The sequence below is a fragment of the Pseudidiomarina salilacus genome, assembly GCF_047323925.1.
Taxonomy (GTDB): domain Bacteria; phylum Pseudomonadota; class Gammaproteobacteria; order Enterobacterales; family Alteromonadaceae; genus Pseudidiomarina; species Pseudidiomarina salilacus.
Map to the genome: position 1 here is coordinate 1,780,800 of NZ_CP178751.1, position 12,226 is coordinate 1,793,025.

Annotated in this window: 12 protein-coding genes; 6 read left to right on the forward strand and 6 right to left on the reverse strand. The window is 46.1% G+C overall.

All coding sequences use genetic code 11. The features are described from left to right. Window positions 1-15: 15 nt before the first annotated feature. The gene (locus tag ACJ8W9_RS08460; RefSeq protein WP_411360835.1) at window positions 16-654 is read left to right on the forward strand and encodes a glutathione S-transferase N-terminal domain-containing protein; all 639 of its coding nucleotides are present in this window, start codon (window positions 16-18) and stop codon (window positions 652-654) included. A 241-nt stretch (window positions 655-895) separates the two neighbouring features. Here ACJ8W9_RS08460 and ACJ8W9_RS08465 read toward each other — a convergent pair whose 3' ends face one another. From ACJ8W9_RS08465 to ACJ8W9_RS08475, 3 genes are read right to left on the reverse strand one after another with little or no spacing between them, the layout of a single operon-like run. Continuing rightward, complete coding sequence (locus ACJ8W9_RS08465; protein ID WP_411360836.1) at window positions 896-2,140, reverse strand: sensor histidine kinase; 1,245 nt, start codon at window positions 2,138-2,140, stop codon at window positions 896-898. A gap of 10 nt (window positions 2,141-2,150) precedes the next feature. Beyond that, a complete protein-coding gene (locus ACJ8W9_RS08470) occupies window positions 2,151-2,840 on the reverse strand; it encodes a response regulator transcription factor (RefSeq protein WP_411360837.1) in 690 nt (229 codons plus the stop codon). Further along, window positions 2,837-4,222, reverse strand: a complete 1,386-nt coding sequence (locus ACJ8W9_RS08475; RefSeq protein ID WP_411360838.1) for a S41 family peptidase — start codon at window positions 4,220-4,222, stop codon at window positions 2,837-2,839. Before ACJ8W9_RS08475 ends, ACJ8W9_RS08470 begins: the two co-directional genes overlap by 4 nt. Before the next feature lie 136 nt (window positions 4,223-4,358). Between ACJ8W9_RS08475 and ACJ8W9_RS08480 the strand changes: the two genes are divergently transcribed. From ACJ8W9_RS08480 to ACJ8W9_RS08495, 4 genes are all read left to right on the forward strand, one after another. After that, window positions 4,359-5,483, forward strand: a complete 1,125-nt coding sequence (locus ACJ8W9_RS08480; RefSeq protein WP_411360839.1) for a type 1 glutamine amidotransferase domain-containing protein — start codon at window positions 4,359-4,361, stop codon at window positions 5,481-5,483. A 252-nt stretch (window positions 5,484-5,735) separates the two neighbouring features. Further along, the gene (gene fic / locus ACJ8W9_RS08485; RefSeq protein ID WP_411360840.1) at window positions 5,736-6,818 is read left to right on the forward strand and encodes a protein adenylyltransferase Fic; all 1,083 of its coding nucleotides are present in this window, start codon (window positions 5,736-5,738) and stop codon (window positions 6,816-6,818) included. Between the two features lie 257 nt (window positions 6,819-7,075). Further along, the gene (locus tag ACJ8W9_RS08490; RefSeq protein WP_411360841.1) at window positions 7,076-7,849 is read left to right on the forward strand and encodes a type IV toxin-antitoxin system AbiEi family antitoxin domain-containing protein; all 774 of its coding nucleotides are present in this window, start codon (window positions 7,076-7,078) and stop codon (window positions 7,847-7,849) included. A 6-nt stretch (window positions 7,850-7,855) separates the two neighbouring features. Then, a complete protein-coding gene (locus ACJ8W9_RS08495; protein ID WP_411360842.1) occupies window positions 7,856-8,782 on the forward strand; it encodes a nucleotidyl transferase AbiEii/AbiGii toxin family protein in 927 nt (308 codons plus the stop codon). A gap of 705 nt (window positions 8,783-9,487) precedes the next feature. Here the strand turns inward: ACJ8W9_RS08495 and ACJ8W9_RS08500 are convergent. Then, window positions 9,488-9,964: a hypothetical protein gene (locus tag ACJ8W9_RS08500; protein WP_411360843.1), complete on the reverse strand. Its 477-nt coding sequence runs from the start codon at window positions 9,962-9,964 to the stop codon at window positions 9,488-9,490. Window positions 9,965-10,335: 371 nt separating this feature from the next. Between ACJ8W9_RS08500 and ACJ8W9_RS08505 the strand changes: the two genes are divergently transcribed. After that, window positions 10,336-10,590, forward strand: a complete 255-nt coding sequence (locus ACJ8W9_RS08505; protein WP_411360844.1) for a hypothetical protein — start codon at window positions 10,336-10,338, stop codon at window positions 10,588-10,590. A gap of 50 nt (window positions 10,591-10,640) precedes the next feature. On the opposite strand, the gene ACJ8W9_RS08510 is transcribed toward ACJ8W9_RS08505, so the two are convergent. Further along, window positions 10,641-11,906: a type II toxin-antitoxin system HipA family toxin gene (locus ACJ8W9_RS08510; RefSeq protein WP_411360845.1), complete on the reverse strand. Its 1,266-nt coding sequence runs from the start codon at window positions 11,904-11,906 to the stop codon at window positions 10,641-10,643. Window positions 11,907-11,944: 38 nt separating this feature from the next. Next, on the reverse strand, window positions 11,945-12,187 hold the full coding sequence (locus ACJ8W9_RS08515) for a helix-turn-helix domain-containing protein (RefSeq protein WP_051986725.1): 243 nt from the start codon (window positions 12,185-12,187) through the stop codon (window positions 11,945-11,947). Window positions 12,188-12,226: the final 39 nt, after the last annotated feature.

The following is a 12,226-nucleotide window of genomic DNA, read 5'->3' on the forward strand; positions in this document are numbered from 1 at the left end:
GCCATAGGAATGCAAATGAACAAACTGATATGGATTGTTGATTCGCCATTCTCACGCTCGATTAAATGGTTATTGTTGCAAAGAGAAATAGATCATACTGAGCACTTGCTTACCTGGGATGGTATGAAAAGTGACCGCTTGCTGGCTGAATACAATCCCAAGTTACAAGTTCCAACCCTCATCACGAAAGAGGAAGTACTTAGCGACTCGCTGCTGATTATACTACCATTGTTCGGACACGACTGGCACCGCACCACGGACGCTAAACTGTTTCGCCTTGGCGACTGTGACTTTGAAGCGACACTGATTTTTCTGTTTCGTGCGAACCTGCTAGAGCGTCAATTCGGCTCCGGCGAAGCGAGCGATTTCATGCGTCAAACCGGCGTGACGAACTTCCAGAAAAACGTCGATGTACTGCTTGATCACCTACTGACCGATACAGCCAACATCAAGGTAAACGTTGGCTTGGTTCTTGTATTCTCGATGGTGCTGATTGCCCGTTTTAACGCTCAATCCGATGCCGTGCGTGATTATCGCTACGAGGAATTACTACAGCTCAATGATGTACTAGCTGCTGATCCCTATTATCAACAACTCGCACAAAATTACACGGCTCATCAAGGTCACCAATGGCCGTTTTTCCTCGTTGCCTAACGCAAAGTCAGCTCCAACGCGCGACAACGCTCACGAATAAGGTCCCTCATCGTTGCGTACATTTGATCCGGTAACGGCGTTGGAAAATCACATTCGATCACCTGTAATAGCTTGGCGATGGGCTGTTTTAGTTGCTTCTAATGAACTATTTTATAAATACGAGCCATTTAGTTTAATAAAGCAAACTAACACTTGGTTTGGTGCATTAAAGTGCACTTTTTGCTCTAAATTTATGTTTTAGTCATCTAAATTGAACTTTAACACTAAAAATTGGCGGTTCAATCACTGTCTCAAGCCGCCACTGGTTTAGTTGGCAGATCCGTTTAACTAAATGGAGTCCTTGCCCGAGACCTTGACTAGCTGGCCCTTTTACACTGGTTTCAGTAACATTTTCTGGCGTTTGACCGCCTACTGGATTGGTCCAATACAATACGTGTCCCTTCAGCTCAATATGCAGCATCGGTCCGCTCGCATGCTCTATTGCATTATTAATAAGGTTGGTCAGCATTAACTGCAACAGATTCTGGTTGGCACGAATTCGATAGCTTTCAGGTACATTAATCGTTAGCTCAAAATCGTCGAGGCCTAATAGTTTTCGGTGGCTAACAACGCAGGCTTCCAGCTCGGCTAACAGCCCTAAAGATTCGGTGTGAAGCGACTCTTCGCGCGCTAGGGCTAATAGTACTGTGGTGGTTTCTTCAATACGTGCAACCATTTCCCTGAGCTGCTTGCGCTGCTGTACACTCAACCCTTTCGTGTCATCAAGGCGCTCAACCAGAAACCTTAAAACAGTAGTCGGCGTGCGCAGCTCATGGCTAATATCGCGGGTGAAGTCGGCTTCACGTTGCAGTGCAGCTTGCAGTTTATCGACGCTGCTTTTTACCACCTCTGCGAGATAACCAATTTCGTTAGGTGGTAAATGCCTGGGCAGCTCTATTGGCTCTGCGGTGTCACTTGACTGTTTAAAGCTGTTCGACAAGTGCGCGAGTGGTTGGGTTATGCTGCGGCCCAAATAAAAACTTAATAGCCAAGCAGCTCCGAGCACGATGGCCAAGATCAATCCGATCCAAGGCACTAAGCGTGGCAAATAATCACGCGACACTTCAAAACCGGTTACGTCGGCGGCAAGAATCCATTCGTTGCCGCCTAATTGCAGTGCTTGCACATGCAGCGTCCCGCTCTGGTCGGTCGGAAACTCAACGCGCTCGGGTGCGCTAGCGTGCAGCTCTTGAACGCTCGCTGGCAACTCTTGCCAACTTGCGTAAATCGTCATAAACGGAAAGCGCGGTTGGGCAACTCGGCCCTGCTCTTTATATACGTGCTCAAGATAGCTCGCCTCGCTGTTCACTAAGCGATTAAACACATTATCCTCAACCACATAGGCGTAGGCGATAAGCAAACCGACCAAACCGACTGCCAGTATAAGTGCAAAACTCACCACAGCGGTCTGTAAGGTACGATTGATGCTCGTGATTTTCCCAGTCACATTCACTTTGCTATTCACTCTCAACGGTTTGCAACCGAAACCCCACGCCATGTAAGGTAGCGAGCATAGGCGTAGCAAAGGGTTTATCCAGCGCTTGCCGCAACGTATAAATATGCGACCGCAGCACATCGCTATCAGGCATGTCGTCACCCCAAATTTTGTTGATGACCTGCTGGCGGCTTACCGCATTTGGATAGGCCCTGACTAACAGCAGCAAAATCGCAAAATCAGTGCTGCTCAATTTGAGTAATTGCCCCTTACGTTGCGCCCACTGCTGTCGCTCATTAACTTCGAGTTCTCCTATTTTCACCGTTTGCGCTTGGTGTAATTGTTGCCGGCGCGCCAGCGCCTGACAGCGCAGGTAGAGCTCCTGCAAATCAAACGGCTTGGTTAAATAGTCATCGGCACCCGCCGCGAAGCCGACAGACTTATCAGAAATACTGTCGCGGGCGGTCAGCAGCAACACCGGCGGTACAGGATCACAGGTTAGCTTGATGCTTTCACAGACCTGAATGCCGGTCATGTCGGGCAACATCACGTCCAGAATGGCCACATCATAATTCTGCGCCTGCGCTAAATGTAGGCCGTGCCTACCCGTCGCGGCAAAATCGACTTGCACGCCCTGCTCCTCAAGGAAATCACAGACCTCGGTAGCAATCGCTAGGGTATCTTCGACCAGCAGGACCGTTAATGTGGTCATTGCACCAGCTCCTTAATTTTTGTCAGCGCGGTATCACTGCCGCTTGCCATATCGGGTTGAACCCATATGTCAGGGACAACAGACGTAACCGCAGTCGCGCCGTTCGGACGCACTAACAAGCGTGTGGCAACATAAGCCCGCAACTGCGAATGTGGCAGATTAAACAAATTTCCCTGCGCGGTTTGATTCGCATAGCCTCCGGTTGGCTCACCTACGAGCGTACCCATGCGGTTATCCTGTACCGTGGTCGCGAACACAATAGCTGCCGAATAGGTGACCGGCCCAATTAGCACATAGACATTGCCGGTAAAGCGTTTAGCTTCGCTTTTCGGCTTCACTTCATCAGTCCACGGGGTAACAATTATGTCGCCGACACTTCCTTTATAGCCGAACCAGCCGCGATTGTCCTCGTTGAGTCGCTCAGTCACCTGTGACACCAATTTAAAGGGCGCATCGGCAAGGTAGCTGGCTAGCTCCGTCGCAGTATCGGTGTTGCCGCCAGTGTTATCACGTATATCGATGATCAGATGCTGAATGTTTTGCTGCTTTATTGCAGCAAAATGCGTAGCAATGTCGGCAGCGAATTGCTCGGGCTCAACATCAAAAGAGCCAACACGTAAGTAAGCAAGGCCTGGCTGCAGAATCTGCAAGTCTAAATCTTGATCGACAGCTTGCACGGTTTGCGACTGCCACTGCTGCTCACTTGTTATGTTAACGGTAAACACTTGTGCGTCATGCCGTAGTTCCAACTCGAACTCGCCGAGCATGCCAAACACCGCCCACAACATAAACGGAAAGCGTTCCGCCACGAAAGCATCACGTAGACGTTGCGTTTCACCCCCCACATAGAGTTGCGCTTGTGCAATGATTTGCTCTGCTGCTATGCCATTGATCGAGACAATCTGGCTGCCCACTGGTAACGATTGTGTATTCTTCACAACCGTCTGATCATAGCCTCGCGCTAAGTATAAAGCGCCGTCCTGCTCCTTGACCGCAAAAGGGAAAGGTTGTTGTTTGGCAGCAACTGCTGCGCCGTACTCGTGATAAGGCCACAGTAAGAAGCTGTGTCCGTCATTAAACAAGTGCGAAAGTTGTCCAACATAGCGGAAAAACTCCACCCGCGTTAGCGGCTGATCGATGTGTTGCTTTAACTCCAGTACACGTTGCTGTAGCGCTTGTTCATCAGCATAACGCTCGAAGTCGGGATGACGCGCACGTACTCCAGCTACATAGGCATCAATGTCTTGATGAAGCTCAGCCACCGAAATTTTACGCTCCATCAAGCTGGGGTCTTTAAGCTCCGGAAAAATATCTAAATGCGACTGCGCGCAGCCACTCATAAATAAAACTGTCGAAATTAGAAATGCTTTTAATGGGTTCATAGTCGTCTCCTAACGCTTGTCACATAGGCTACGCAACCGTTTGTGAAGACTTTGTCGAGCGCTTGCAATTGTGCTTCACATTGTTACGACAACACGAGCAATAAGATGCGCCACAATCTTTTAACGGAGACATACAATGAAAAACTTTATTTTATTTTTAACCACCGCAGCACTGATACTTGGTAGTTGCTGCCTGAAAAGTGCCATGGCGCAAACGCCTAGCAATGACGACACTGCCAAACGAGTCCTGATGCTGATTTCGAGCAATGGCACTGAAGCGGCGCCAGAACTTAGTTATGACCTTGAAGAACTGGCGCAAGCCTATTTGGTGCTGAACGATAACGGTGTACAAATTGATATCATGAGCCCGAAAGGCGGTGCCGTGCTTGTCAAAAACAATAAGGACAATTTGGCTTATATCCAACGCTTCAAGAAACTCGCGCTCGACCAACTCAAAAATACTTTAGCGCCAACAGCTGTGCAGCTAAGCAATTACCATGCTGTTTTTGTTATTGGTGGTTCAGGCGCCATGATTGATCTTCCGACGGATACTGCGACACAACAATTGCTGAGTTCGGCTGTAGCTAGCGATATGACAATTACCGCGGTATGCCATGGCCCGGCAGCGCTGGTGAACTTGCAAAACAACGACGGTAGTTGGTATGTCGACGGCAAGCGCATGAACAGCTTTACGAATACCGAAGAACATGCATTCTCCGCAGAGCATATCGAGCATTTCCCGTTCTTGCTTGAGGACAAGTTAAAAGAACATGGTGCCATTTTCGTCAATAATGCACCGATGCTGCCCTATGTAGCGGTAGATGGGAATTTAATCACCGCCCAAAACCCCGGTTCCGTCGCTAAAGCAGCGGAAGCTACCGTGTTAGCTCTTGGCTTGCCGCTACAAACGCGTCAACCGTTCCACGACGAAGCAACTATGGCCTTAATCTCTCATGCTCGCGAGACGGGATCTGCAATCATCAATTTGGCACTCGCTCGCGATGTTGATAACTACGACATGAACTATCTGGCTCTGTACGGCTTTTACGCTTATCGCCTAGCTGATGAACAAAACAAAGCACGTGAGCTAGAACTCATGCAGACTATTCGTAAGCACTTCTCGCATCCAGAGTACGATACGCAACTCATTCTTAACTTGCTTGAGCAGGGACAGCATGAGCGCGCTCTCGATATTTTCGAAGAGTTTAAGGTTAAGTTTGCAGGGCATTCGAATCTCGACAGACTTGAAGCGCTTTTCTGATTTCGGTCTGTCTAAACTAGATTGCAAAGTACGATTCTTGCAATCCATATTAGTGATATTGAGAGGTGGAATGTAATCCCCCCATTTATAACACAGTCATCGCGTAGAATATTTATGCCACATTTCGTTGGCAAAAAACCATCATGTCGATAAAACATAAAATAATCGACAAATAAACTTGTCGTGTCGATGGAATCGACATACACTTAGGTCAATTTGATAATTGTGTCGATATTACACGGATATTTAAACATGACGTGGCAAGCTAACCAACCTTACAACGATTTGCCGAGATTACCTCCGGAATTGGAACTCCTCGAAACGCATGGCGTATTAAAAGCATGCATCTCTGCTCGCGCTGCGCTTGCCGAGTTGAAACAAGCTGGAGCGTTACTCCCAAATCAAAGTATGCTGATCAATTTGCTCCCTCTTTTAGAAGCAAAAGACAGTTCCAAAATTGAAAATATCGTCACTACAACCGATCAGCTATTTCGATATGCACAACAAGACAGCGGCGCTGATCAAGCAACCAAAGAAGCACTTCGCTATCGCACTGCACTTCGTCAGGGCTTTATGCAGCTAGGGCAAAGACCTTTGTGCACTACAACAGCTATTGAGGTCTGTAGCACATTGAAAAATACAACTATGGAGTTACGGAAGCTACCTGGCACCATTATTGGTAATCAAACAACTAATGAAGTGATTTATACTCCACCCGTGGGCGAACAGGTTATTCGCAATTTGCTCAGTAACTGGGAGCAGTTTTTACACGATACCGATACTATTGATCCGCTGATAAAAATGGCGGTGAGCCACTATCAATTTGAAGCAATTCATCCTTTCTATGATGGCAACGGGCGTACCGGCAGAATCTTAAATGTTCTTTATTTGATTGAGCAGAAGCTCCTAACACTGCCGATTTTATACCTCAGCCGGTACATTGTTGCGCACAAGCAAGATTACTATCGATTACTGAACCAGGTGACCCAGAATCAAGCTTGGGAAGACTGGCTTGTATTCATGTTACGCGGTGTTGAGCAAACGTCGCATTGGACCTGTGAGAAAATCGCTGCTGTTCGTGAATTAATGGATCAAACGACCAACAGCATTCGCGAACAATTACCCAAAATATATAGTCACGAACTTGTTCAAGTGATTTTTGAGCAGCCTTATTGTCGAATTAGTAATTTAGTGGAACGCGATATCGCCAAGCGTCAAACCGCTTCTGTATACCTTAAACAGCTCGTTGAAATTGGTATATTAGAGGAGACAACTTCGGGCAAGGAGAAGTTATTTGTGAATCCTCGTCTGATGCAACTGATGACATCAGCTTAAATCTTATTGCCCTGCTATCAATTCCAATTACGCGGAGTAACGAATTGTAAATACCCCGCAAAATCATACAGCTAAACGAGCGCTATTTATGTCGGCTACGCGATGTTGTTGAGCTCAATCAGTTTGAAAAGTAACAAATATACGTTGTTTATCGACGTGTTTAGCTTTATTATCAAACCAGTTTAGTTTGATTGATGTGGAATCCACGTCAATAATTAACGTATATAGATAATATTGTGAACCTAAAAGAGCATCACATGCTAAATCACGAAGCAGGCAAAACGCTAAAGCAAAAACTTCCGCTTGGTATGATAGCAACGAAACGTTGGCTACAAGAGCAAGGGTTAAGTTTGCATTACATCGACAATTCCGTCCGAAGAGGAGCCTTAGTCGCAGCCGCTCCCGGTGTTTACTATCGAGAAGAATCTATCCCGACTTGGCAGGGCGTGGTCGCTTCACTGCAGCAAATGGCTAAGCTTCCTGTTCATGTCGGAGGGTTGAGTGCGTTAGCGGTAAACGGCGTAAGCCATTTCGTAAATAAGCGTGGTAATCCTGTAATTAACTTATACTCTTCCGATAAGCTCCCAGCATGGGTTAATAAGATAGATGTGGGAGCTACTTTTGCATGGCATGGCACGAAGCGCCTGTGGCCTGAGTCATTACTGCTCGACCAAAGTGTGTTCCGTCATTATGAATGGGCAAAAGGTTTTCCGGAAATAACGTATTCATGTGTTGAAAAAGCTTATCTGGAAATACTTAATGAGGTGCCTAAGCATGTAAGTTTTGAGCACGCTGATGCGCTGCTTCAGGGGTTGCATAACTTATCACCCCGGAAGTTAGATACGCTGCTAAAGAACTGTCTTAATGTAAAAGTGAAACGGTTATTCTTTTGGCTAGCGGAGCGCAATCAACATCCCTGGTTTAAATATTTAGTGCCAACAGACTACGATCTAGGTTCAGGTAAAAGAGCTATCGCGGTAAATGGTCGCCTGGAAAGCAAATGGCAAATTACGGTTCCCAAGGAGATGTAAATTATCATGGATAGAAATAGCATTTATTATCGCCAGGTTCAGTTGCTTATGCAGGTGCTTCCATTTGTTGCTGCTCATGACTGTTTTGCGCTCAAAGGCGGTACTGCGATTAACCTATTTGTCAGAGATTTTCCAAGGTTGTCGGTTGATATTGACCTCGTCTTTTTACCTATGATGGATCGGGGTGAGGCACTTCAAACAATCACAAGTCACCTAGAGCAAATAGCGGGAAACCTCACAGCAAAGCTGCAAGATGTTACTGTCATACGCTCATTTGAAGTTAAAAAGGACGCGCTCCGTTTATTGGTGGAGCGTGATATTAGCGGTAGAAAGGTTCAGATAAAGATAGAACTGTCACCTGTTCTTCGAGGAACGGTCTACGAATCAAACGCTTCGAGTGTTACTGAAGCGGTTGAAAATGAATTCGGGTTCGCGGAAATTTCAGTGGTCAATTTTGCCGACCTTTATGCTGGTAAAATTTGCGCCGCACTCGATCGGCAACACCCTAGGGACTTGTTTGACGTCAAACTACTCTTGGATAATGAAGGCCTCACTGATGATATTCGCAAAGCGTTAATTGTTTATATGATCAGCCACCCGCGTCCTATTTCAGAATTATTACGACCCAATTTCAAAGATATTGCTGCTCTTTATGAGGGGGAATTTAAGTCGATGGCGGACATTGATGTCCCGTTAGCCGAGCTTGTGGCTGCGCGTGAGGAAATTGTAGAGTGCATGCATGCGACATTTACTGACGAAGAGAGAGCGTTTCTTTTGACGTTTAAGTCACGCAAACCAGATTGGTCATTACTCGGACTTGCCAATGTTCAGCTGTTGCCTGCTGTTCGTTGGAAACTGAATAACCTTGAAAAAATGAGTGAGGAAAGGCATCGGCTAGCTTATAACAAACTTAAGGAAGCTCTCAGTTCATAACGCGTTGCGTACTTCCAAAACCACTGAATCGCCGCTTGCGTCCATACGCCGTTTTTATCTCGCATACTTTCTTTTTAAGGATGTGATCGATTGCTTTTCAGTAGACTCTTTCATCTTGAGCCCCTCGTACCGAAGGCTGGTTTTGAAGTTCTCGATATTTGGAACAAAGCGCTCTCGTTTGTTGCCATGAGTTTTTGTGGTTTTCATTACCATACCCCCATGTTGAAATGATTAAATTATAGGCTATTCTACGCACCCAAAGTCCAGTTAACAGGTGGAATTTTTTCCACCTCAAAACTCAGGATTTTTCAGGTATCGAGAATTTTTTGTCGCGAGGCAAAGGTCAAAAATTGAAATTTCGGAGTCGGTTTTCTGTGACCAATTTTGTCATTAAACGGTCTCAAAAGTGTCAATTTCGACAACAAACAAAAAGCTAAAATACCGTTTAAACCCATGCCACGCCTAGCTTTAACGATTTACCACCGAACCCGTGACTGCCCTCCGGAGGCAGAGGTCACAGGTTCGACTCCTGTCGGGTGCGCCATTTTTATTGGCTTGTAGCGCACCTTCGTGTCTTTACAGTGCCGATAACTCAAAATATCCCACACTTTTGTCATTTTCGCTGGTTTGTCTTGGTCCTGTCGTTTTGTCTTTTTATGGCGTCTTAGGCCTTACCAAACCAAGCCGATGTTCGGCCCTCGTATCCTAGTACACTGCGCTAATCGAAACATAAATTATAGGGAACTTTGTGTTAAGTTCGTCACTTTCGGGCTGATAGCTTATCTTCAACGGTGTACTATTGATCAGGGTGTTAACGGGAAACTGAAATAGAATTGCCTTGCTAACTATTTCAGGATTATTAGGAGACCGAAAATGAAGAGGTTTATCTATTTCCCCCTCCCATAATACATCTAGACCACGCTCTATTTTTAAATGACCAGTCATCGATAGTGTCTGCAAAGTTTCGACCGAAACCCCATCCTTGGATAGTAATCCAACCTCAAAATAGCCTGAGCGCGGTGGTGCAAAATCAAGTTTGTATAAATTTTCAGTGGCGCTCGCTTGAGCAACTGGCAGAAACTTGTCGTAATCTGCCGTGTACAGATCAAGTATTCGATAGATATATGGAAGCCCTATGACGGATACAACAACCACTAGGATCAAAGCAATCGCGATTTTCATTGTTAGTCCCCCAGCTTATTGTAGTTATCGATCACTCTGTCTACATAGTCTTGGCAGTTATTGTCCCCGAAGAACAAAGAGTAATCTCCGGGAGATGTCATAGTTACGGCCTTTTCTCATTCGCTCGTCATTATAACCACCTTCGCACTGAGAGTATTGTAGTGGTTGTAGTGGCAATCTAAACCCGAACGTCATTTGAGGTGGTCGTATATTCGTTTGACGTGCAGCACTATCTCAATGACGACTGCTATGCTTATAGCTAGCAGATTATCGTTGGCTACTAATTTCTTTTTGCTAAAAAAGTGTGTCGCTCGGGAGTGGTCGCAATGAAGAGGTATTAGGCTAATAAAGATATTGAATAATTCAGATGGATGCGGCATAAAGCGCCAGCGAAACCGTTATCAGATCGCGTTTACCTGCGGTTTCTCGCTCGTATGTTTGGCGGCATGATGCTAGGCGCGTTTATAGGTCTTGCGATGATAAGTGTGATTGTGCATCCGCGAGAAGTGATTTTCTTCGAGTTGCCGTTCATATGGGCATTTCTGGTAGACGGCGCGTTAGCAGCGTTTATCTTGTTTCTAATCGTAACGCTGGTGTTGCTAGCTTCAGCGAAATTTAGGCGCTAAGTCAGCTTGCTAGACGTAAGCACCTCCGTCCTGATTTACGAATAGAAAGCTCATACCTTAAAACGTTCAAGCGCCTTCAATGTACCTTTTCGGATAGTTTCCGCGCTTTGCTCAGCGCGAACACTTATCGAGGCAGCTTCCTCTGATGCAACATCGAGACACGCTTCTAACTTGGATGTGATGTTCACAATTGTCGAATCCATGCGATCTGGATCATAGCCAACACTCTTTGCGTGAGTTCCCCAGTGCCGAGGAAGAATCGTATGCCAATGATAATGCCGATTCTTACTATTCACCGCCATCGCCATTTTTATTTTTTTCGGATGTAGATTGCCTACTTGCGCGAATCCATGCGCTGATAATATGTCATACAACGGTGTCAGTCGGTACCCTTTAGGAGTCAGTGCCAAACTAAAGTTCTTTGCATGCCCGTCTATCGCGGCAAAAAGCCAATACAGTAGCTGCGCTGACATAAATGTATCCTGATCACTAACCGAGGCCGTAGATGTGGATAAAATTTTCATTATCTCTTTAGCGCCTGGGCCGCCATGCTCCTCATACTTTGAACCACCTACCACAGCAAGCGCTTGGCAGAAATCTTCTTGCGGTAGACGATAAACCTTGTTCCCAATCACTCTTCTGTCAAAACGCTCAATAATCAAAACATCTTCACCGTTGAAGCTGTCAATTTTTGTATGCGCTACCGGCAGTCCAAGTGCCTCAACAACACGCATGCAAAACCATTCATTTTCAACGCTGCTGGATAAATCAGGTTCACCTGGGCGAGTTATGATCCGCGGTTTCAATATGTGCGTTGTTGGTGTTCGGCCAACAGGGATACCCCATTGTCCCTGCCAATAAGTTAGCGCCGTTTTCTCCTGAGCACCGGCAAGTGAAAAACGAAATGCATCATTGTGCTGCATACCTAGGGTTTTACCGGTTCGCGAATCGGCTATAAGTTGACCGATTTGCGCTTCATTCAACGGGTTTATTTCAACGTCTGGAACCGGCTGAGGCTCCGGACTGGCTAGAAAGGTTAATGCGCCAATGCAGTCTTTGCCGACCGTTTCGAGCAAGTCAAAAGGTTTTGTGCTTTTAGCCCCAAGTCTATCGACAATGTATTTACGAACATCTGAACTATCGGGCAACAGATTATCAAAGTAAGCGTTTAGGGCTTCGCCGGAATATTCTTGCTCAGTTAATGGCATGGATACGGAGATTGCCCGCGCAAACTTGGATTGTAGCCAGCTATCTGAATATCGAAAGCTCAAATTATTCAGCCGCGATGTCAACGTGCCAACGAACTGATCATTCATGTGGCAATAGAGGGTCTTCTCATGTTTGCGTCGGCCCATTACCAAATAACCTCGCTGCTATTCCCGGCGCTTTGTTCAGCAGCGTCCGCGTTTAGCTGAATGCTGAGCGCTGCAAAGATTCGCAGCAAAGTCGATGTGTGCATTTCTCCGGTACGTTCAATGGACGACACACTTCTTTGTGAAAGCCCAGTTAGCTTAGCCAGTTCCTTTTGCGTGTAACCCTGCGCTTTTCTCTGCGATTTAATAAGTGCCGATAAGTCGATTGGACGCTGAATAATCATGAGTAAGCCTCATTGATGAGGTTAAGTTTATAAAACAGT